Genomic DNA, 19876 nt, shown 5'->3' on the forward strand with positions numbered 1-19876 from the left:
AAGAAGGTATTCAACAGGTTTCAATCCACACGCCCGCGTGGGGCGTGACGGCCCCTTTGTAACGCAACGGCAGCAAAGAAGAAAACGGCTTCGAAACGCGAACCTCAACCGAGAAGACGCTCAGGCGCATGGGCAAGGACAGTCCAGCGGAGCGCAAGCCAGTGACCACCGGTGTTCGCCGGCAATGCGAACCTGCCGGGGTTTCGCCGGACGCTTGGGGTTCGCTCAGAGGATCAGGGGGCCGTTGAGATCAAGGGCCGGCTTGGAGCCGACATGCTCGACCTTGTGTTGCCAGTTCTGGCCGAGGTGGTAGAAGCGGAGGCTGTCGACCTCCGGGTCGATCAGGTCGCACAGGCGCTGCTTGACGAATACCCAGCGCGCGGGATCCACCTCCAGCTCGAAAACAGAGAACTGCACGCGCTGACCGTAATCGCGGCAGACCTTGGCGATCCGCCGCAAGCGCTTTTCACCGCCCTTGCTGATCGTGCTGACGTCGTAGCTGACGAGAACCATCATCGGGCGAACACCTCACTTCCAGAGAAACGGCGGATAGGCATCCAGGTCGCCACGCAAGTGACGCGCCAGCAGTTGCGCCTGGACGTAGGGCAGCAGGCCGATGTCGAGCTTTTCTCCCGAGAAGACATGGCGCAGCTCCTCGCGCTTGCGCTCCTGGTAGGCCACCAGCACCGTCTTTCGCGCGTCCTCGCCGAGCAGTACGGCGCCGTTGTCGAAGGTGCGAAAATCGCGCTCGCCCAGTTGCCGACGGTTGATCAGCGACAGCGCCAGGCGCTCGCCCAGGAGCGGACGAAACTCCTCGGCCAGATCCAGCGCCAGGCTCGGGCGCCCGGGACGGTCGCGGTGCAGAAAGCCTACCGCCGGATCGAGCCCGACGGTTTCCAGCGCGGAACGGCAGTCATGGGTCAACAGGGTATAAAGGAACGACAAGAGCGCATTGAAGGCGTCCCGGGGCGGCCGCCGGTTGCGACCGCCGAAACGCAGCAGGGGCGAGTCGATCCGGATCAACTGGTCGAATACCCCGAAGTAGGCCTGCGCGGCCTCCCCTTCCAAGCCCCGCAGCACGTCCGTATCCGTTTCGATCAGCATGCGCTGGGCGATTCGCTTGAGTCTTTTCAAAGCATGCTGGAAAGCGGACGCATCGCTCAGCTTCTCGCCATGATCGCGCCATCCGCGGGCGAGCACCGCGCGCTGGTTGTGCACCTTGCCGATCAGCAGGTTGCGCACGATGGCGGCGCATTTCGCCGGATCGTCGCTGCGACGATACTGCTCGCGGCGCAGCAGTACGTTACCGGATACGGGGCCCTCGACCCGCGCCAGGAAGCGCCCCTGTGGAGTCAGGTAGCAGATGCTGATGCCTTTCTCGGAGCAGTAGCCCAGGAGCTGTGGCGACACCGCCATGCGCCCGATGCAGACCAGGCTTTCCAGCATGTGGATCGGCAGTCGCGCACGGACCGCCCGCTCCACCTCCATGACGATGTTCTCGCCCTCCTTGCGCAGCCAGGCGCCCTCGGTGGTGGCATACAGGGTATTCAGCTGGCGCCTCATCCTTGATCCTCCAGTTGGCTTCGAAGCCAGTCGGTCACGCCTTGCCCGTGCTCGAGCCAGTGTGGCTGGCAGAGATCTAGCAATGAGCAGGCATCACAGCGGCGCGCCTGATAGACGGCGCCTGGCGTACGTCCTGTACGCAACATGGCGATGGTCTGCGCGATCACTGCACGGGTCAGCTCGCGTAAGGCGTCATCGAAGATCACATCCTTGCGGCGTCTCGTCTTGCCGTAGAACAACGCGCCGGCCGGCACCCGGTCGCCCAGCATCGATTCCAGGCACAGCGCCTGGGCGCATAGCTGGACCTCGTCGGCACGGTGCGCCTTGGGGCGGCCGCGCTTGTATTCCACCGGAAACGCCTGTTCGCCCTGGCTCGTCGCATGGAACTCCACCAGATCCGCCACCCCGACCAGACCGAGCGTCGGTTCCAGCAAGGGCATGGCGGTCACCGTGCGCACACCACGGCGGCGCTCGACCTGGGGCTGGTCGACGCGCTCGTGTAGCAGGCGCCCTTCGGCCGTTTCCCGGCTCTCCGCCCAGAGCCGCTCGATATGGATCAGCGCGCACTGCCTCGGGCAATACAGATAGTGCTGCAGGGCGGAGATCGGAATCAGCTCGTCGTCATCCATGGCCGAGCTCCAGAGGTCAGAAGAGCTCCGTGACGCTGACGCCAGCGGGCAGCGACTCGGCATCCACACTGACCCGATAGTCGCCGAAGCCGCGCGCCGGGGCCTCCGCTGACCCACTGCGCTCGACCCGAACCTTGTCGAACAGCAGGTGGGCCGGGGCATTGCCCATCGCGTGCTCGTGCTTGAAGACGATCAGCTTGCGGGCCGCCATCTCCCCCCGTGCGGCGGAGCGGTCGTGTTCGAACAGGTTGGTCAGCGCCCGCCAGAACAGCGCCAGGTCATCCTCGGAAAAGCCGGTGCGCTCGGCCAGCTTGGCGGAAACGAAGCCATGTACCCGATACAGTCCGTAGGGGACGATGTGCTTGCGGCCCATGGTGCGCTCCTTTTCCAGATCCCTTTCGTTGGTCACCGCCACGCGGGTGATGGACACCTCCAGCGGCAGCACGGGCTCGATGGAACTGGCGAAGGCCAACTGGATCGGGCCGCGCACCTGGCCGGCGTTCACCTCGGTGGTCATCACCGCACCGAAGGCACGCACGTCGAAGAAGTTCGCACACATCCAGGTCGTCAGCTCCCGGGCCTTGGCTTCGTCCTTGGGCAGCTTCTTGGCTTCCGGCTCGATACCCAGGGCGGCATAGGCCTGTTTGTGCTGGTTGTTCAGTACCGACTTCTCCTGCATGTAGATCGCATAGCCCGGATCGCCCTCCTTCTCCAGGGCCACGTAGTTGCGGATCTTGCGCTTGAGTGCCACGTCGGTGACCAGGCCCTTGTTGGTTTCCGGGTCGAGCCGCGGCAGGTTGCCGGCGTCGGGGTCGCCGTTGGGGTTGCCATTGGTGACGTCGAACAGGTAGACGAACTCGTAACGGTTGGCGATGGCGCTCATTCGGTATCTCCTTGGTCTTCTTCGGTGGCGTCCTGCGCCTCGGCGCGGGTATAGCGGGCCTGGGTCTGGTGGTAATAGCCGATGGCGAAGTGCCCCTGTGCCTCGATCGCCATCGCCCGGGGGAACGCCGGGCCGAGCAGGTCGATGATCTCGCCGACGTCCCGCTCGAGGTTCACCGCGAGCCCGGGCTTGTCCTTGCGCAGGCGGCCGAGGTGATGCTGGGCGTTGCGCACCAGCATCGGGAAGACGCTGGCCGGCGTGGCCGAGGCCGCACCGTAATAGCGGTCACGGATGGTGGCGTTGATCTGCTTGCCCAGCGCGGCGCGCTGGATGTTCTCCAGGCAGGAGAACAGCCGCCCGAGCAGGTAGCCCGAATCGGCGTTGCGGGTATCGAGACTCACGAAGACCTCCTTGTGGGTGTTCCATTGATTCAGGCGGGCGTTACGCGCCAGCACGGCCTTGCACAGCGCCACACGCGTACCGTTGATGACGCCGTCCGAGCGAAACCGCATGACCAGGGCGCCGAGCAGGCTCTGGGGATAGCGGGTCCCGGCCAGAATGGCTCGGGTCAGTTCGCCGGCCAGCAATGGTGGGACGTCCTCGTCCTTGGCCTTGCCGTCGTAGAGCGGCGCGGCGGCGCGGGCGAGAGAACGCGGTGATGGGAGATATCGCCACGGCGACGGCAGCAGCTCAAGATCGTCGTAATGCTGCGCCAGCCGGATGGCGAAGCGCGCAAGGGTGTCGGTCTCCCAGAAACGGATCGACAGGCGCGACGCGTTGGGCGCCAGCCCCAGCACGAAGATCCGCGTGCCGTCCTCGAGCCCGGCACCCAGCTCCCGCAGCGGACGGGCGCGGCGCACCTGCTCCATTACCGCCTGCAATTGCCCGGTGGCCCGCAGGTCATCCTCGCGCGGGTCGAAGAAGGCGGCGAACACGTCTTCGGCCGCCTCGGCCTGGGATTTTTCCGGTGCCTGGGCCCAGAACACCACCGTGGTGTCGCCGATCTGCAGGCGCTGGCGGTTCTGCGGATCGCGTCGCAGCATGTGGTTCAGGGCGGTGGTGTAGGCGAAGGCCGCCGATTCGGAGACCGGCGCATTGGCGCCCTGGTCCTTGCCGTACGATTTGAAGGCCTCCAGGTTGAACGAAACGATTGACGCGCCGGAACTCTGCGCGCCATTCACGCCCTTGATCGCCGGGTGCAGCCGAGCGATAGGCGCCCGTTCCCCGGTCACCAGGCACATCTCCTGGCTGCCGGCGGCCCCTCCCTGCAATCGTGCCCAGACCGCCTGCGCCGCCGGCCGGTCATGCAGGTAGCCCCGCTCGCCGTCGAGGATGAAGACCATGTTGGCGTCCAGCATCGCCTCACCGTAAGAGACGAAGGCGGGCTCGTCGTGAAAGCGCTCCGGCGTCCAGGCCTCCAGGAACGCCAGCAGCGCCTTGAGTCCCGGATCGTCGGTTCCCGCTAGGGCCTCGCGGTGCCGAGTCTTGAAGGCGTCATGCTCCTGGACGCTGCGCTTGCTGCTGGCACTGACGCCCAGCACATAACTGGTCTTGTCCCAGAGAAAGTTGGCCTTGACGCCAGCGGTGCGCTTCTCCGGCTGCGGCACGCTCATCGAACGCGCCACCGGCTTTTTGCCCCTCTCGTCGTGCAGATTGAGCACATCGGCCACGCGCCCATCTTCGAACAGCACGATGGCATAGCCGATCTGTTGCTGGCTGTAGCCCGGAGCCGAGATGTCCGAGTCCGGATCCTCGGACAATCGCTGGTAATAGTCGTTGAGCGCAGCGAGGATCATGCGCGGACCTCGCTGGACATCGCCGGTGGTACCTCGATCAGGCCGTCGACCATTCGCGCCCGGAAGAAGTAAGGGGTCATGCCGTTGGCGAAGTCGATGTCGTGCAGCATCCAGCCCAGGTCGCGCTCGCCGCGCAGCTCGTCGGCCGGTTCGGGCGGCTCCGCGCCCTCCTCGACCAGGGCGAAGCTGGCGGGAAACTCCCGCGTGCCCAGGCAAGGCGCCTGGAAGCACTGCCCACGTCGCGCGCGCCGGTTGAAGATGTCCAGATGCTTGCCGACGCTGTCGTCCGGGCCCGCCTTGGCGGTGAGCTCGAAATGGGCGCTGATCACGTAGCCCACTTCACGCAGCAAGGTCGCCGCGCGCTGCTGGCGGTCCTCTTCGACATAGGCCACCAGCCCGTCGGTTCGCCCGGCCTTCATCGCCTTGCCAACCGCCGCCGCGGAGAGCTTGCCACCCACCTCGTTGCGCCGGATCGATTCGAACCGGATCGGCCTGAGCACCTGGATGCTGTCCACCACCCAGCGGATCGCCGGTTTCCAGTGAATCGCCTCCAGTATCCCGCGCGCCGCCGAAGGCGTGATCACGTCGTAGGAGACGCGCTCCACCTTCATCTCAGGCCGTGTGAACAAGGCCCGTTCGCCCCAGATGTGGAGCCTCACTCCATAAGTCATAAAACACCTCCCTCTATAAGGTGGCCTCACCAGAGCAGCCGCTCGGCATCCAGAAACTGCGGATCGTCCCAATGCAACCCGAACCGCGCGTCGTACAGCCTCGGGTTGACCAGCCGCACGAACTGCTCGCCGTAGCGCTCGGGTGCCACGGGCTGAATGGCGTGGGCACGCCAGAGCGCGTCGTATCCTTGTTGAGGCACCTGGACCAGATAAGGCTGCAGCTTGCGCGCGGCACCGGCGGCGTACTCCAGGTCGCGCAAGGCCTCCTCTACCTCGGGTACGGCCTCGTCGTTGTTCGGGTCGAAGGGGACGATTACCGGCCTCATGGTGGTCTGGATCATGCGAAAGCGCGCGGCCAGGGTCTCCAGCGGCAGCGAGCCTTCCCTGGTCTGCTTGAGGAGGCCGAGCAGGTCGTCCTTGTCCAGCGCGGGTTCACCCAGTCGCCAGTAAAGCTCACGGAAGTAGGCTTCCACCGCGTCGAGGGACAACAGGTCCTCGCGATGACGCCGTGCGACGCTGCAAAACACCGAAGCGAAGCGTTCCAGCTCCTCCGGCGGTTTCCAGTCCGGGCTGGAAAATATCAGTACCTCGCTGTCGACCAACGCGCGCCGGCCCTCCCGATTGCAGCGCCCGGCGGCCTGGGCGATGGAATCCAGCCCCGCCTCGGCACGCAGCACGGAGGGGAAGTCGACGTCTACCCCAGCCTCGATAAGGCTGGTGCTGACCAGTCGGCATGGCTGGCCGCTATGCAGGCGCTGGCGGACCTCCTCCAGCACCCGGCTGCGATGACGGGCATGCATCAGCGTGGTCAGATGGCGGGCGCCCGGCTCCTCGGCGATGGCCTCGAACAGGTGCCGCGCGTGGCGCCGATTGTTGACGATGCAAAGCACCTGCTCCCGTTGACGCAGATGGCCGGCCAGCGCCTCGTCGTCCAGGGCGCCGACATGCCGCACGCCGACCCGACGCAGCGCCTGGTACAGCCGAGGAGGCTCGGGCGCCAGCTCGCGCACCTGCTCTAGCCCTTCCTTGAACCCCTGGGCCTTGCCCAGGGTGGGCTGCGTCGCGGTGCATAGCACCACGCTGGTCCGGTAGTTCAGCGCCAGCTCGTTCAGTAGCGCGACGCAGGGCCGCAACAGCGGCAGCGGCAGGATCTGGGCCTCGTCGAGGATCACCACGCTGCCGGCGATGTTGTGCAGCTTGCGGCAGCGGGCGGGACGATCCGCGAACAGACTCTCGAAGAACTGCACGGCGGTGGTGACCACCACGGGCGAATCCCCAGTTTTCCATGGCCAGGCGCCGCTTCTCCATCGACTCCGGCTCGGCCCGCGGATCATCGAAAAAGGCGCTGTGATGCTCCAGCACGGCATGCTCGCCGAGGTCGCCGAAGGCGCGGCGGAACACCGCCGCGTTCTGCTCGACGATGCTGGTGAAGGGAATCACGTAGATCACTCGGCGCAGGCCGTGGGCGATGGCATGATCGAGCGCAAAGGCCAGCGACGCCAGGGTCTTGCCGCCCCCGGTGGGTACGGTCAGGGAGAACAGCCCGGGCGCCTGGGAGGCTTGGCCACGTACATGGTCGAGAATCCCGGCACGTATCGGGTTGATGCCACCTTCCCGGGAGAATCCCGCCAGATGGACCTCCAGCCGCTCGCGCAGCGCCTGGAGCGAGGGCCCCTCCCGCTCCGGCCTCGGCGACTCTCCCTCGATGCGACGGTAAAAGTTGTCGGTATCGATAAAGTCGGCATCCACCAGGCAGGAAAACACCATCCTCGCCAACAGCGAAAGCTGGAAGGCACCGCGCGCCTGGACGGGCGTGAAGCCCTCCGGCAGGCTCAGCCGGTCCGGCAGTTCGATCTCGCGTTGCCAGACGGGAAGCAGCGGTGGCAGCGCGTCGAGGGAAGACTGGGCCAGGCGCTCGCTCAAGGCCGGGCGCTTCTCCCGCGCCACGCCGTTGGCCAGCCCGGCATGATGCCCGGCGATGCCATAGGCGAGCAGTTCGCCAATCTGCCCATAATGCTTTCGTGCGACCTGAGCGCCCCAGGTAGCGTGGTCGACCCGCATCGGATCGCCTTCGAGGCGGCGCTGGAAACGCGCGGTGTACTTGCCGAGGTCGTGGAGCAGACCGGCTACACAGGCCATGTCGCCGGCGCCGAACGCATCACCCCGCAACCGGGCGAGCGAGCCGACCTGACTCAGGTGTTCGGAAAGCAGCTGCCAATCCACCTTATCGACACGGGCGGTCGAGTGAGCGAAGAAATCCATGTTCGACGTACCTTCCCTGGGCGATAGCCTATGGCCACCTTATGCCCAACCTGCTCCAAGTCGAATACTGTTGATAAAAACAGGTAAGCATTTGCAGCGGGTTACGGCGCGCCCGCATGGGTAGCACCGTGCAGGAACGTCACCCGCGACCTGGGTGTCAGGCGAACTACGATCTGCGCCGTTATCCGGCAACCGTCACGTATATGCTCACGACAGCCCCCTTCCTTGCCATCTTCACCCCCACGCCGGCCCCTCCATCGCCTCGCGGAAGATCGCCTTCAGCAGCGTCGCGAAATGCGATCCCAGATTGCTTCTGGGACGACGGTCGGGATACAGCAGGTAGCTGGTGAAGCGGAAGTCGGCGGCGAACGGGCGCGCGTCGACACCGGCATGCAGATAGTCCCGGGCCACCAGGGGACTGACGATACTGACGCCCAGCCCGGTGCCGACCATGGCGCAGATCGTCGCCGCATAGGGCGCCTCGAGGCTCAGCTTGCGGCGGTCGCCATGTTGCAGGAAGAGGCGGTCGATACGGCGGCGGGTTCCGTCGTCATGGGCCAGCGACACGAACTCCTCGCCCGCCAGGTCGTCGATGCCGACCCGCTCCAGTTCCGTCAGCCGGTGCCCCCTGGGAAAGATGCACACGGCAGGCAGGTCACCGATCAGCTGCACCTGGATGCCAGGTGTTTCCTCACCGATGAAGGATACGAGCCCGAAGTCGCAGTACTGCGAGGCGACCCAGCGGGCAACCGTCGTCGAGTCGCTGGTGTGCAGGGAAATGGCGACCTGCTCGCGGCCCTGGCGAAATCGCTGGACCGCACGCGGCAGCAACGTCAGCGACAGCGAAGGCACGGCGCCGATCCGCAACCGCCCGGTTCCGAGCTGACGGATGTGCCGGGCCGAGTGTTCCAGATTGCGCAGGCCGACGAACGCCCGGTCCACCTCGTTGAAGAACGCCGTTCCCTCGTCGGTGGGAATCAGCCTGCTGCCGACCCGCTCGAACAGGGCGAAGCCGTTCTGGCGCTCCAGCTGTGCGATCAGCCTGCTGATGTTGGGCTGCGAGGTATGCAGCGCTTCGGCCGCCGCGGTCATGGAGCCGGACAGCATGACGGCCCGAAAGGCTTCCACCTGCTTGAAGTTCACGCCTTCCTCATATCATTTCCGTATGGGTTCTTAGCGCATTGGCATTTGCAGTATGAGCCATTCCCTTTGAAACTCCAGCCAAGGCACTCGCAATCGTGTTCGGAACGCACAGCGAGGCCACCCCATAAGTTCCGATACTCCTAACTGCCATGGTTCGTACGAGCATCCGCTCGCCCATTGCGATAACAACAAACAGGAGATACCCATGTCGTTGTTCAGCAAGCTTCCGTTCGTCCTGTTTGCCACCGCCTCGCTTGGCTTCGCCATGCATTCCGTGGCAGCAGACATGCCCCCGGTCCCCTCTTCCATCAGCCAGCAGGACGTGTTGCGTGCCGGCGTGCGCTGCGACCAGCCACCTTACGGCTATCAGGACAACAACGGCGATTTCGCTGGTGTCGAGGTCGAGATGTCCCGGCAGATCGCCGAATGGGCTTTCGGCTCTCGCGACAAGGTGGCCTTCACCTGCGTGACGGCGGAAAACCGCGTGCCCCAGTTGCTCGGCCGCAAGGTCGATCTGCTCATCGCCACGCTGGGCGTCACCCCCGAGCGCCAACGCGTCATCGACTTCACCCAGCCCTATCGCTGGGGCGCCAGTGACGTGCTGGTGCGCCAGGACAGCGGCATCGAGAAGATTGCCGACCTCAAGGGCAAGACCCTGGCGACGCTCAAGGGCTCGGTGCAGGCCAAGTGGTTCGAGGAGCGCATGCCCGAGGTCAAGACCCTGCGCCTGAACAGCGCCGCCGATGCCCTGCAGAGCTTTCGCCAGGGCCGCGCGGACGCCTACACCCATGATGCGGCGACCCTGGTGGTGGTGACCGCCAACGACCCCTCGGTGCGCCTGATCGAAGAACCCTTCCAGATTTCCGATGCGGCCATCGGGCTGCGCCAGGGCGAGGACGAATGGCGCACCTACCTTTCCGCGGCGGTCACCCGCATGCACGAGGAAAAACGCTTTCGCCCCTGGGTCGAGCAGTACGTGCCGGAAGACATCCGCGCCTACTACCTGAGCGTGTTCGAGCAGCCGAAGCCCGAAGAATCCCACTGAGCGGCGGCTTCCCATGAGTTTCGACTTCGACTACCTGCTCACGCAGTGGCCGGCCCTGCTCGACGGTCTGTGGATGACCCTGCAGGTCTCGGCCCTGAGCATCCTGCTGTCGCTGCTGATAGGCGTGCTGGGCGCCGGCATCAAGCTGTTCAGGCTGCCGGGACTGACGCAACTGGTCGCGCTCTATGTCGAGCTGATCCGCAACACGCCCATCCTGGTCCAGCTGTTCTTCATCTTCTACGGCCTGCCGGCCGTGGGGTTGAAGCTGTCGCTGTACTGGTCGGGCGTCCTGTGCCTGTCACTCTGGGCCGGGGCCTATCAGATCGAGAACCTGCGTGGCGGCCTGGCGACCGTCGACAAGGGGCTGCGCGAAGCCGGCGCGGCACTCAGCCTGAGCTCGCGCCAGTTCTTCCGGCTGATCGCCATACCGATCGCCTTTCGCGTCAGCCTGCCGGCGATGCTCAACACGGCCATCTCGCTGCTTAAGAACTCCGCCTACCTGCAGACCATCGGGCTGGCCGAGCTGACCTTCGTCGCCGTCGACCGCATCGCCACGGACTTTCGCGCCATCGAGATGTTCACCGCCATCTGCGTGATCTACCTGGCCCTGGTGGCGGTCCTGGCCCTGCTCGCGGGGCGCCTCGAAGCGCACCTGCAGCGCCCTTTCCAGCAATGAGGCCGACATGGAATTCGTGATCGAGAACTGGGGCTTCATCTCCAAGGGCCTGCTCATGACCCTGAAGCTGGCGCTGGTGATCCTGCTGTTCACCACGCTGATTTCGGCGGTGCTCGGCACGCTGGCGACGCTGAAGAGCCGCACGCTGCGCTGGGCGATCCACGCCTACGTCGAGCTGTTCCGCTCGATTCCGCTGATCGTCAACGTGTTCTTCATCTTCTTCGGCGCGCCGCTGCTGGGCATCGACCTGAGCCCCTTCGCCGCGGTGACGCTGGGCCTGACCCTGTGGGGCAGTGCCAACGGCATCGAGATCGTCCGCGGCGGGCTGCTCTCGGTGCCGCGGCACCAGTGGAAGAGCGCCTGGGCCCTGGGCCTGCGCCCATGGCACATCTACCTCTACATCGTCGTACCGCAATCGCTGAAAGCCATCCTGCCCGCCTATACCGGCCTGCTGACGCTGCTGGTGCAGGCCACCTCGCTGGGCGCGCTGGTGGGTGTCGGCGAGTTCCTCAAGGTCGGCCAGATCATCATCGAGCGCAGCACCATGATGGGCGGCGTCAACCCCGCCTTCACCGTCTACGCCGTCGTCCTGCTCGTCTACTTCGTCATCTGCAGCGCGCTGACCTGGCTCAGCCGCTACCTCGAACGCCGCCTGGGCCGCCAGCCCCGGCTGCCCCAACCTCAGTCCTGACCCGCAAAAGGCCCCTCCATGCACCAGTCCAAAGTCAGCCGCCGGCTGAAGGAACCCACCGCAGCGGAAGTCTGCGACCTGATCTACACACCGCGCCTGGCCGGTTTCGTCGACGGCTTCGGTTATCTCGGCGACGTCAACAAGGCGCACATCGTCATGCTCGCCGAATGCGGCCTGATCGATACGGCGGTCGCCGCGGCTCTGGCCCGGGGCGTGCTGGACATGGAAAGGACAGGGCCGCAGGCCGTGACCCTGGATCCCCTGCGCGAAGACGCCTACTTCAACTACGAAGCGCACCTGATCGGCCAGGTCGGCACCGACGTCGGCGGCCGCCTGCATATCGGCCGCAGCCGCAACGACCTGCTGGCCACGCTGGACCGCCTGCGTGGCCGCGACGTGCTGATGAATCTGCTCGATGCGCTGTACCAGGTACGCCAGAGCGCGCTGGACGGCGCCGCGCAACACACCGAGGCGATCATGCCCGGCTACACCCACCTGCAGCCGGCCCAACCGATCACCTACGGGTTCTACCTCTCCGGGGTGGCCCAGTCCCTGGAGCGCGATTGCATCCGCCTGGCCACCACGCTCGACAGCATGAACCGCAGCCCCATGGGCGCCGCCGCCTTCGCCGGCACGCCCTTCGCCATCGATCGCGCGCGCACCGCCGAGCTGCTGGGTTTCGACGGTTATCTGGAAAACACCCTCGATGCCGTCGGCTCGCGGGATTTCGCGCTGGAAAGCATGGCGCAGATGACCCTGCTGGCCGTGTTCTGGAGCCGTGTCGCGCAGGACTTCTTCATCTGGTCGACCCACGAGTTCGCGCTCGTCGAGTTCCCGGACAGCGTCGCCGGCACCTCCAGCATCATGCCGCAGAAGAAGAATCCCGTGGTGCTGGAATACCTGAAGGGGCGCACCGGCCAGGTGCTCGGCTCGCTGGTGGCTTCGGCCGTCACCATCAAGGGCACCAATTTCACCCATACCGGCGACGGCAACCGCGAGAGCATGCGCGGCTTCTGGGAGTCGGCGCAGGAGTGCGAGCAGTGCCTGAAGCTGCTTGACCTGGTGCTGCGCACGGCCCGCCCCAACCTCGAGGTGGGCCTGCGCAAGGCCACCGAGGACTTCTCCACGGCCACCGGGCTGGCCGACCTGATGGTCAGCGCGGCCGACCTGTCGTTCCGCGAAGCCCACCATGTGGTCGGCGCGGTGGTTCGCGATGCGATGGACAAGGGCCTGCCGGCCAACCGTATCGACGGCGAGATGATCGAAACGGCTGCCAGGGAGCAGCTCGGCCGTACCCTCGGGCTGGACGCCCGGCAGATCCGCGAAGCCCTCGACCCGCTGAGCAACGTCAACGCCCGCAAGCTGCCGGGCGGCCCCGCGGCCAGTGCGCTGCACGAGCAGATCGACGCCGCGAGAATGCGCCTGGAGCACGAACGCGCCGAGCAGGTTGCCCGCCGGGAGCGCCTGGCCCGCGCACGGCAGGCCCTGCAGACGGCCATAGAAGAGCTCGCACGCGCATGAACACGCTGATGAGCGTACGAGGCCTGCGCAAGCATTTCGGCGACGCCGACGTCATCAAGGGCGTGGACCTCGACATCCACGAGGGGGAAGTGGTGGTGGTGATCGGCCCGAGCGGCTCGGGCAAGTCCACGCTGATCCGCTGCCTGAACAACCTGGAGCCGGCCACCGCGGGCGACATCGTACTGAGCGGCTCGAACGGCGGCCGGGACTCCCTGGCCAGGCTGCGCGACGAGGTCGGCATGGTGTTCCAGGACTACACCCTGTTCCCGCACCTCAGCATCCTGCGCAACATGACCCTGGCGCCGATGAAGCTGCGCGGCCTGGCCCGCGCCGAGGCCGAAGCACAGGCGATGAAACTGCTCGAGCGGGTGGGCCTGGCGCACAAGGCGCACGCCTATCCCGCCGAGCTGTCCGGCGGGCAGCAGCAGCGCGTGGCGATCGTCCGTGCGCTGGCCATGCAGCCGCGGCTGATGCTGTTCGACGAACCCACCTCGGCGCTGGACCCCGAAACCGTCAACGAAGTCCTGCAGGTGATGAAGGAACTGGCCGCCGAAGGCACCACCATGGTGGTGGTCACCCACGAGATGGGCTTCGCCCGCGAAGTGGCCGACCGGGTGATCTTCTTCGACGGCGGCCGGATCGTCGAATGCGCGCCGCCTGCCCAGTTGTTCTCCGCGCCCTGCGAAGAGCGCACGCGCCAGTTCCTCACCCACGTATTGAAGTGAGTCCCGCATGCCCGACACGCCCATCGTCCGGATCGACGGCCTGAACAAATGGTACGGCCCCTTCCACGCCCTGAAGGACGTAAGCCTGCAGGTCGCCGCCGGCGAACGCCTGGTGATCTGCGGGCCGAGCGGCTCCGGAAAATCGACGCTGATCCGCTGCATCAACGCGCTGGAGCCCTTCCTGAACGGCCGCCTCGAAGTGGCCGGCATCCGCCTCGATGAAAGGCCGGCAAGCATCTCCCGGGTGCGCGAGCACGTGGGCATGGTGTTCCAGCATTTCCATCTGTTCCCCCACATGAGCGTCGCCGACAACTGCGCGCTGGCGCCCGTCCATGTACTGGGGCTGGATCGCCGTACGGCCCGCGAAAGGGCCATGCGGCAACTGGCGAAACTGCGCATCGCCGACAAGGCCGATCGCTACCCGGCGCAGCTGTCGGGCGGCCAGCAGCAGCGCGTGGCCATCGCCCGCGCGCTGTGTCTGGAGCCAAAGGTCATGCTGTTCGACGAGCCGACCTCCGCGCTCGACCCGGAAATGGTGGGCGAGGTGCTGGATTCCATGGTCACCCTGGCCGAATCGGGCATGACCATGCTGGTGGTCACCCACGAGATGGGCTTCGCCCGCCAGGTCGCCGACCGCGTGGTCTTCATGGATGGCGGCGCGATCGTCGAAAGCGCCGTGCCCGAGCACTTCTTCGCCCATGCACGCAGCGAACGGGCGCAGCAGTTCCTGTCGAAGATCATCCACTGAACCGGATGGCACGAAACCGGCCGTGCAGGATCGGCGATTGCCGCCATGGACCGCCGAGGCCTATCTTTGCGCGAAGGCCGGCAGCGCGGATTCACATCGGCCCGGCGGGAAGACTGCCACGCCGGGCTTCCCGCGGAGGCGGCGCCAGCGAGGAAAACCCATGGTTTGGCCCTACGCCATCGATATCCCCGAGCAGCGGCTCGCCAGCATCGGGACGAAGCCAGAAGCCCATGACCGGAGCCGGGCTCCGGACACAGGCGGTTGGTCGGCGGGCCCGGGTCTCAGCACGGATGTCGGAGGCGAGCGCGCTCGCTTCGTCGGCCATTTCGCCGTGCAGGAAGAGCCGGAGCGGCCTCAGACGAGCCTACGGGCCTTGCTCGCCGCACTGCCGGGGGAGCGCTCCTGAAACCGGAAATCTCTCTCTCCGAAGCGCGTCGCATCGCGCTTACGGCACAGGGTTTCAATGCCCTGCGCCGTCACGACCGGATCGCTGCGGCGCAGCTGCGACGGGCGATCGACCGGCTCGGCCTGCTGCAGATCGACAGCGTGAACGTGCTGGTGCGCGCCCATTACCTGCCGCTCTTCTCCCGACTGGGTGCCTACGACCGTACCCTGCTGGACGTTGTGATGGCCGCCAGGCCGAAACGCTTCTTCGAATACTGGGGGCATGAGGCCTCGCTGCTGCCGATCGACTGCCAGCCGCTGCTGCGATGGCGCATGGCCCGCGCGCTTCGCGGCGAGGGCATCTGGAAGCCGCTCGAGCCCTTCGCCGGCGAAAAGCGGGCGGAAGCGGATGCCATGCTCGATCGCATTCGCGCCGAAGGGCCGCTGGCCGCCTCCGACGTGGCGGGCAGCAGAGCCGCCAAAGGCATGTGGGTGTGGAGCGATGCCAAGCACGCGCTCGAATGGTTGTTCTGGGCGGGCCTCATCGCCGCGACGCACCGCCGGGGCAGCTTCGAGCGCGTCTACGACCTGCCCGAGCGGGTCCTGCCACGTGCGGTCCTCGATCTCGGCACGCCAGGCGGCGTGGACGCCCGACGGGCGCTTCTCGCCCGCTCGGCTGAGGCGCTCGGCGTCGCGACGGCGGACGACCTGCGCGACTACTACCGCATCCCCGCCGCGGACGTGCGGTTGCCGATCCGGCAACTGGTCGACGAGGGCACCCTCGTCCCCGTGCAGGTGCGCGGGTGGAGGCAGCAAGCCTATCTGCACAGGGATGCGCGGGCCGGCCGCAGGATCGAGGGCGCGGCGCTGCTTTCGCCATTCGATCCGCTCGTCTGGCACCGGCCGCGCACCGAGAGGCTGTTCGGCTTCCGCTATCGGCTCGAGATCTACACGCCCGCCCACAAGCGCGAACACGGCTATTACGTGCTGCCGTTCCTGCTCGATGGAATGCTCGTCGCGCGCGTGGACCTCAAGGCGGATCGCAAGGCCGGCGTGCTGATCGTCCAGCGGGCGCATGTCGAGCCCGAGGCGCCGCACTGTACGGTCGAGCGACTGGTCGATGAGCTTCTCCGGATGGCGGCCTGGCTTGAACTGCCGAACCTCGCCGTGGCCCCGACTGCTGCGATCGACCCTCTCCTCGCCACCTTCGCACCGACGCCCGGCCGGTAGCTGTCGGGCCGGCGCCCTCGCGATTCGTAGCGGCTCCTGGTGAATGAGGAAGCGGTCGCGCAGGCGCGGGGTCAGGCCCCCCGCCCGCCCCTCGACGGCCCGGTGGCCAGCAGCCTCAGGGCGACGACCAGCGACAGCCCGGCGGCGACTGCCCCCGCCAGGTAAACCGAAGCGATCCCCTGTGCGCCGGCCAATGCACCGGCCAGCGGGCTGCTGATGCCCAGCGAGATGTCCAGGAATGCCACGTAGGCGCCCATGGCGAGGCTGCGGCTTTGCGGCGGCGCCCGCCGTACGGCTTCGACCCCGAAGCCGGGGAAGGCCAGCGAATAGCCGAACCCGGTCAGGGCCGCCCCCAGGTAGGCGATGGTTGCGCTGTCGGCCTTCCAGATCAGCAGCTGGCCGATGGCTTCGACGATCACGCAGACCAGCGCGACCTGTGCGCCTCCCACCTTGTCCGGCAGATGTCCGAAGAGGATGCGCGCACCGATGAACGCCAACCCGAAGGCGGTAAATGCCAGCGACGCGTTGTCCCAGTCCCTGGCGGCGAACAACAGGGCGATGAAGGCGGTGATCAGGCCGAAGCCCACGCTGGATAGCGCCAACCCCAGGCCAGGCCCCCACACGGCGCTCAGCACTTTGTAGAACGGCGTCCGCCTGGTTGCCGACGGTGGGACGGCACGCGCGCGCCAGACCACCGCCAACGCCAGCAACGGCACGACCAGCGCGGCCATGGCGATGCCCGCGAAGTGCCAATGAGTGCTCACCAGCACGCCGACGGGCGCGCCCAGCGCATAGGCGCCGAACATGGCGATGCCGACCCAGGCCATCACCTTGCCCGCGTTCTGCGGCCCGACCAGCCCGATGCCCCAGCCCAGCGCCCCGGTGGCGATCAGGCTTTCGCCCAGCGCCAGCAGGATGCGCCCGACCAGCAGTATCCAGACCGACACGGCCGGCACCGCGACGAAAGCCAGCGATACCAGGTAAGCCACGCCGGAGCCGGCTGCCATGAGAAAACCGGCGATCACGGCGCGCTTGGCCCCGCGCATGTCGGCGAAATTGCCCGCCCAGGGGCGGGACAGCAGCGCCGCGACGAACTGCGCGCCGATGACCGCCCCCACCACCAGCGTCCCCATGCCCAGCGTTTCGTGCAGGTGCAACGGCAGCACCGGCAACTGCATGCCGATGGTGAGGAAGCCGATGAACACTGCCAGGGTGATGGGAAACAGTCTCAGGAATACATTGGTTGCCGGGGCGGCAGAGGCGTCCGAAGCCGGCGAGGCTTGAAGAGGGGCTTGCGTCATGTGCGTGGTCCGCCTGCGTAGTAGCCCGCCTGGTCAAGATCGGCGAGCAGGCCCGGGCCTTCCGGCTTCCAGTCGAGCAGTTCGCGCGTGCGCGCACTGGATACCGCCATGTCCGCGCCAGCCATGCCGGCGAACCAGCCGAAATGCTCGCGCGCCCGCGGCTCGATCGGCAGGCCGAGGCGGCGGCCGACCACTTCGGCGATCGCCTTGAAAGGCACGGCCTCGTCCGCGACCGCGTGGTACACCGACTCGCTCACGCCCTGCTCGAGGGCCAGCCGGTAGACGCGCGCGGCATCCTGCCGGTACACGCCCGACCAGCAGTTCCGGCCCTCGCCGAGGTAGGCCGATACGCCCTTCTCTCGCGCCAGCCGGACCAGGATCGGGACGAAGCCATGATCGCCGAGGCCGTGGACCGAGGGCGCGAGGCGAACCGTCGCCGCGCGCACGCCATGTTCGGCCAAGGCCCGTGCGGTCGCTTCGGATTTCCGCGGCGCGCTCGGATCGGGCCGGTCCGACTCGGTTGCTCCCCGCGCCAGCCCCGACAGGCCAGAGGTCACGAGCAACGGGCGGTTCGATCCTTCCAGGGCGCTGCCCAGCGCCTCGATCACCCGGCGATCCTGTTCGCAATTCTCCAGAAACCGGGAAAAGTCGTGGTTGAAAGCGGTGTGCATCACCGCGTCCACCCTCGAGGCGACCGCGCGCAGCGTCTCGAGATCGTCGAGCGTGCCCCGTACGATCTGCGCGCCGGCCGCGGCGAGCGCGGCGGCCTTGACGTCGGAACGGGCCAGTCCGGTGACCTGGTGGCCGGCACCGACCAGCTCTCCGACCACAGCGGATCCGACCCACCCCGTGGCGCCCGTGACAAAGATGTGCATGTGAATTCTCCGAATTGAAAGTCGGTTCGGCTCAGCCGAGGCGCATCGACAGCTCCACGTCCTCGCCGAACGGTACGGACAGGTAGCCGCCGGAGGCGCGCACGTGCGCCAGGTAGTCAGGGCTGCAGTCGGCGTTGTCGGCCACGATCAGCGCGCCCGGTCGCAGCCGGCTTTCCACCAGCGCGAGCACGTCGGTGTAGAGCGCCTTGGCGCCGTCGAGCAGCAGCAGGTCGATGGCGTCCGGAAGATCGCTGGCCAGCGTCTGCAGCGCATCGCCCTCACGAATCTCCACCAGGTCGGCGAGGCCGCCTTCGGCCAGATGCGCCCGTGCCCGCGCCACCTTGGACGGCTCGAACTCGCTGCCGATCAGGCGGCCACCGCCGTTGTCGCGCAGCGCCGCGGCCAGGTGCAGGGTGGAAATGCCGAACGAGGTGCCGAATTCGACGACGTTCCGCGCGTTCGTGCTGCGCGCCAGCATGTAGAGCAGCGCGCCGGTCTCGCGCGAGACCGGCAGCCAGAGGTCCTTCAGGCGCCCGTAGAAGTCCAGGTATTCGGTCTTGCTGTGCATCAGGCGCTCCCGCTCTTCGGGGGAGATCCCGGCCAGCGCCGGGCTGGTCGCCGTGTCGGCCTGCGTGAACAGGCGATCCAGCAAGGCCGCCAGCGCAGGGGTGGTCAGTGTCGTGGTCATGAGAGCCGTCCGGTTGGAAGCGAGAGGCGAAGCGCGATTTACCCAGCGCGTCGAGGGACAGAATACGACCAATCATTCGCATTTCGTTATTCGCATGGGGGTTCGCGTTTTCGCTTCACCCTGCAAGCCCTCATCACCCGCGGCCCCCCTGGTATACACCGCTCGCCCTCACCTTACCCGGGAGCGGTTGTTCAGATTTTCCTCAGGAACGCGGACCTGCACTGCCACGGCGCCGACGTCCTTGCGCGCCCTGGAACGGCGGCGACTGCGACGAAAATGCGACTGATCCATCGCAATGAAGGTACGATGGCGTCCATTCACTGCCACTTACGTATTTGCGCGCCCCATGACCGATCACCGCCACCCGCAGATTTCCTCTCGGAAACAACCCCGACAGGCCCGCTCGACCGAACTCGTGGCGGCGATACTCCAGGCCGCGGTCCAGGTACTGGCTCAGGAAGGCGCCACCCGTTTCACCACCGCACGGGTTGCCGAGAAGGCAGGCGTCAGCGTTGGATCGGTGTACCAGTACTTCCCGAACAAGGCAGCGATTCTCTTTCGGCTGCAAACGGACGAGTGGAAGGAAACCACCGGGATGCTGCAGCGCATCCTCGAGGACATCGACACGCCGCCGCTCGAGCGCCTGCGCACGATGGTCCGTGCCTTCATCCGTTCGGAATGCGACGAGGCCGAAATGCGTGTGGCGCTCAATGACGCCGCCCCGCTCTATCGCGATGCGCCGGAAGCGCAGCAGATACGAGCGCCGGCGGATCGGGCGGTCGCGCTGTTCATGGAGGAACTGCTGCCCAGGGCGGACACGGCCACGCGGTCGCTGGCCTGCGACCTGATCACCACGACGCTGAGCACCGTGGGCAAGCGCTTTTCCGAGACGCCGCGTAGCCCGGCGGAGATCGAGGTCTACGCCGACGCGATGGCCGACATGTTCTGCGCCTACCTCGTGCGCCTTCAGGGAAGTTGAGGGACAGACGCCGCCAACGGTCCTGGCGGCATATTCCGGAGGCTGAAGGACGAATGGGCAGGTCCG

At 66.7% G+C, this 19876-nt stretch carries 20 protein-coding genes and 1 pseudogene; 8 read left to right on the forward strand and 13 right to left on the reverse strand.

Translation table 11 applies throughout. The annotated features are described in order from the left end of the window. Nucleotides 1-225: 225 nt before the first annotated feature. The 9 genes and pseudogenes from cas2 to H610_RS0112385 all read right to left on the reverse strand — a co-directional run bounded on the left by cas2 (nucleotide 226) and on the right by H610_RS0112385 (nucleotide 8947). Nucleotides 226-516, reverse strand: coding sequence for a CRISPR-associated endonuclease Cas2 (gene cas2 / locus H610_RS0112350; protein WP_028239957.1), 291 nt, complete (start codon nucleotides 514-516; stop codon nucleotides 226-228). A gap of 12 nt (nucleotides 517-528) precedes the next feature. Next, entirely contained in the window at nucleotides 529-1563 is a 1035-nt protein-coding gene (gene cas1c, locus H610_RS0112355) for a type I-C CRISPR-associated endonuclease Cas1c (protein WP_028239958.1), read from the reverse strand. Then, a complete protein-coding gene (cas4, locus tag H610_RS0112360) occupies nucleotides 1560-2192 on the reverse strand; it encodes a CRISPR-associated protein Cas4 (RefSeq protein WP_028239959.1) in 633 nt (210 codons plus the stop codon). The genes cas1c and cas4 overlap by 4 nt, the downstream gene beginning before the upstream one ends. Before the next feature lie 16 nt (nucleotides 2193-2208). Further along, a complete protein-coding gene (gene cas7c, locus H610_RS0112365; protein ID WP_028239960.1) occupies nucleotides 2209-3075 on the reverse strand; it encodes a type I-C CRISPR-associated protein Cas7/Csd2 in 867 nt (288 codons plus the stop codon). Beyond that, nucleotides 3072-4871, reverse strand: a complete 1800-nt coding sequence (gene cas8c / locus H610_RS0112370; RefSeq protein ID WP_028239961.1) for a type I-C CRISPR-associated protein Cas8c/Csd1 — start codon at nucleotides 4869-4871, stop codon at nucleotides 3072-3074. The genes cas7c and cas8c overlap by 4 nt, the downstream gene beginning before the upstream one ends. Further along, on the reverse strand, nucleotides 4868-5542 hold the full coding sequence (cas5c, locus tag H610_RS0112375; protein WP_028239962.1) for a type I-C CRISPR-associated protein Cas5c: 675 nt from the start codon (nucleotides 5540-5542) through the stop codon (nucleotides 4868-4870). The genes cas8c and cas5c overlap by 4 nt, the downstream gene beginning before the upstream one ends. A gap of 26 nt (nucleotides 5543-5568) precedes the next feature. Next, on the reverse strand, nucleotides 5569-6807 hold the full coding sequence (locus H610_RS25995) for a CRISPR-associated helicase/endonuclease Cas3 (RefSeq protein WP_236614301.1): 1239 nt from the start codon (nucleotides 6805-6807) through the stop codon (nucleotides 5569-5571). A gap of 520 nt (nucleotides 6808-7327) precedes the next feature. Further along, nucleotides 7328-7804: pseudogene (locus tag H610_RS26000) on the reverse strand (CRISPR-associated endonuclease Cas3''); the annotation flags it as partial. Nucleotides 7805-8038: 234 nt separating this feature from the next. Beyond that, complete coding sequence (locus H610_RS0112385; protein WP_028239963.1) at nucleotides 8039-8947, reverse strand: LysR substrate-binding domain-containing protein; 909 nt, start codon at nucleotides 8945-8947, stop codon at nucleotides 8039-8041. 205 nt (nucleotides 8948-9152) lie between these two features. Here H610_RS0112385 and H610_RS0112390 point away from each other — a divergent pair, with 205 nt between their 5' ends. Genes H610_RS0112390 through H610_RS0112415 form a run of 6 tightly spaced genes read left to right on the forward strand, consistent with a single transcriptional unit; the run spans nucleotide 9153 to nucleotide 14353 of the window. Continuing rightward, nucleotides 9153-9992: a transporter substrate-binding domain-containing protein gene (locus H610_RS0112390; RefSeq protein WP_028239964.1), complete on the forward strand. Its 840-nt coding sequence runs from the start codon at nucleotides 9153-9155 to the stop codon at nucleotides 9990-9992. A 13-nt stretch (nucleotides 9993-10005) separates the two neighbouring features. Beyond that, nucleotides 10006-10668, forward strand: a complete 663-nt coding sequence (locus H610_RS0112395; RefSeq protein ID WP_028239965.1) for an amino acid ABC transporter permease — start codon at nucleotides 10006-10008, stop codon at nucleotides 10666-10668. A gap of 7 nt (nucleotides 10669-10675) precedes the next feature. Beyond that, a complete protein-coding gene (locus H610_RS0112400) occupies nucleotides 10676-11359 on the forward strand; it encodes an amino acid ABC transporter permease (RefSeq protein WP_028239966.1) in 684 nt (227 codons plus the stop codon). Nucleotides 11360-11377: 18 nt separating this feature from the next. Next, nucleotides 11378-12880 carry an argininosuccinate lyase gene (argH, locus tag H610_RS0112405; protein ID WP_028239967.1) on the forward strand — a complete coding sequence of 501 codons (1503 nt, stop codon included), beginning with the start codon at nucleotides 11378-11380 and terminating at the stop codon, nucleotides 12878-12880. Further along, nucleotides 12877-13605, forward strand: coding sequence for an amino acid ABC transporter ATP-binding protein (locus tag H610_RS0112410; RefSeq protein WP_028239968.1), 729 nt, complete (start codon nucleotides 12877-12879; stop codon nucleotides 13603-13605). The genes argH and H610_RS0112410 overlap by 4 nt, the downstream gene beginning before the upstream one ends. A 7-nt stretch (nucleotides 13606-13612) precedes the next feature. Continuing rightward, nucleotides 13613-14353, forward strand: coding sequence for an amino acid ABC transporter ATP-binding protein (locus H610_RS0112415; protein ID WP_028239969.1), 741 nt, complete (start codon nucleotides 13613-13615; stop codon nucleotides 14351-14353). Nucleotides 14354-14707: 354 nt separating this feature from the next. Here H610_RS0112415 and H610_RS26005 read toward each other — a convergent pair whose 3' ends face one another. Continuing rightward, nucleotides 14708-14923 (reverse strand): hypothetical protein, encoded by a 216-nt coding sequence (locus tag H610_RS26005; protein WP_236614295.1) that lies wholly within the window; start codon nucleotides 14921-14923, stop codon nucleotides 14708-14710. On the opposite strand from H610_RS26005, the gene H610_RS23840 reads away from it, so the two are divergent. Then, entirely contained in the window at nucleotides 14822-15967 is a 1146-nt protein-coding gene (locus tag H610_RS23840) for a winged helix-turn-helix domain-containing protein (RefSeq protein WP_408054996.1), read from the forward strand. The genes H610_RS26005 and H610_RS23840 overlap by 102 nt on opposite strands. A 71-nt stretch (nucleotides 15968-16038) precedes the next feature. Here H610_RS23840 and H610_RS0112425 read toward each other — a convergent pair whose 3' ends face one another. The 3 genes from H610_RS0112425 to H610_RS0112435 are packed head-to-tail and all read right to left on the reverse strand — an operon-like array spanning nucleotide 16039 to nucleotide 18831. Continuing rightward, complete coding sequence (locus H610_RS0112425; protein ID WP_051231722.1) at nucleotides 16039-17268, reverse strand: arabinose transporter; 1230 nt, start codon at nucleotides 17266-17268, stop codon at nucleotides 16039-16041. Then, complete coding sequence (locus H610_RS0112430; RefSeq protein ID WP_028239971.1) at nucleotides 17265-18143, reverse strand: SDR family oxidoreductase; 879 nt, start codon at nucleotides 18141-18143, stop codon at nucleotides 17265-17267. Before H610_RS0112430 ends, H610_RS0112425 begins: the two co-directional genes overlap by 4 nt. 31 nt (nucleotides 18144-18174) lie before the next feature. Then, a complete protein-coding gene (locus tag H610_RS0112435) occupies nucleotides 18175-18831 on the reverse strand; it encodes an O-methyltransferase (protein WP_028239972.1) in 657 nt (218 codons plus the stop codon). A gap of 346 nt (nucleotides 18832-19177) precedes the next feature. Here H610_RS0112435 and H610_RS0112440 point away from each other — a divergent pair, with 346 nt between their 5' ends. After that, nucleotides 19178-19810 carry a TetR family transcriptional regulator gene (locus H610_RS0112440; RefSeq protein ID WP_028239973.1) on the forward strand — a complete coding sequence of 211 codons (633 nt, stop codon included), beginning with the start codon at nucleotides 19178-19180 and terminating at the stop codon, nucleotides 19808-19810. Nucleotides 19811-19876 lie beyond the last annotated feature (66 nt).

This window comes from Stutzerimonas azotifigens DSM 17556 (assembly GCF_000425625.1).
Lineage (GTDB): Bacteria > Pseudomonadota > Gammaproteobacteria > Pseudomonadales > Pseudomonadaceae > Stutzerimonas > Stutzerimonas azotifigens.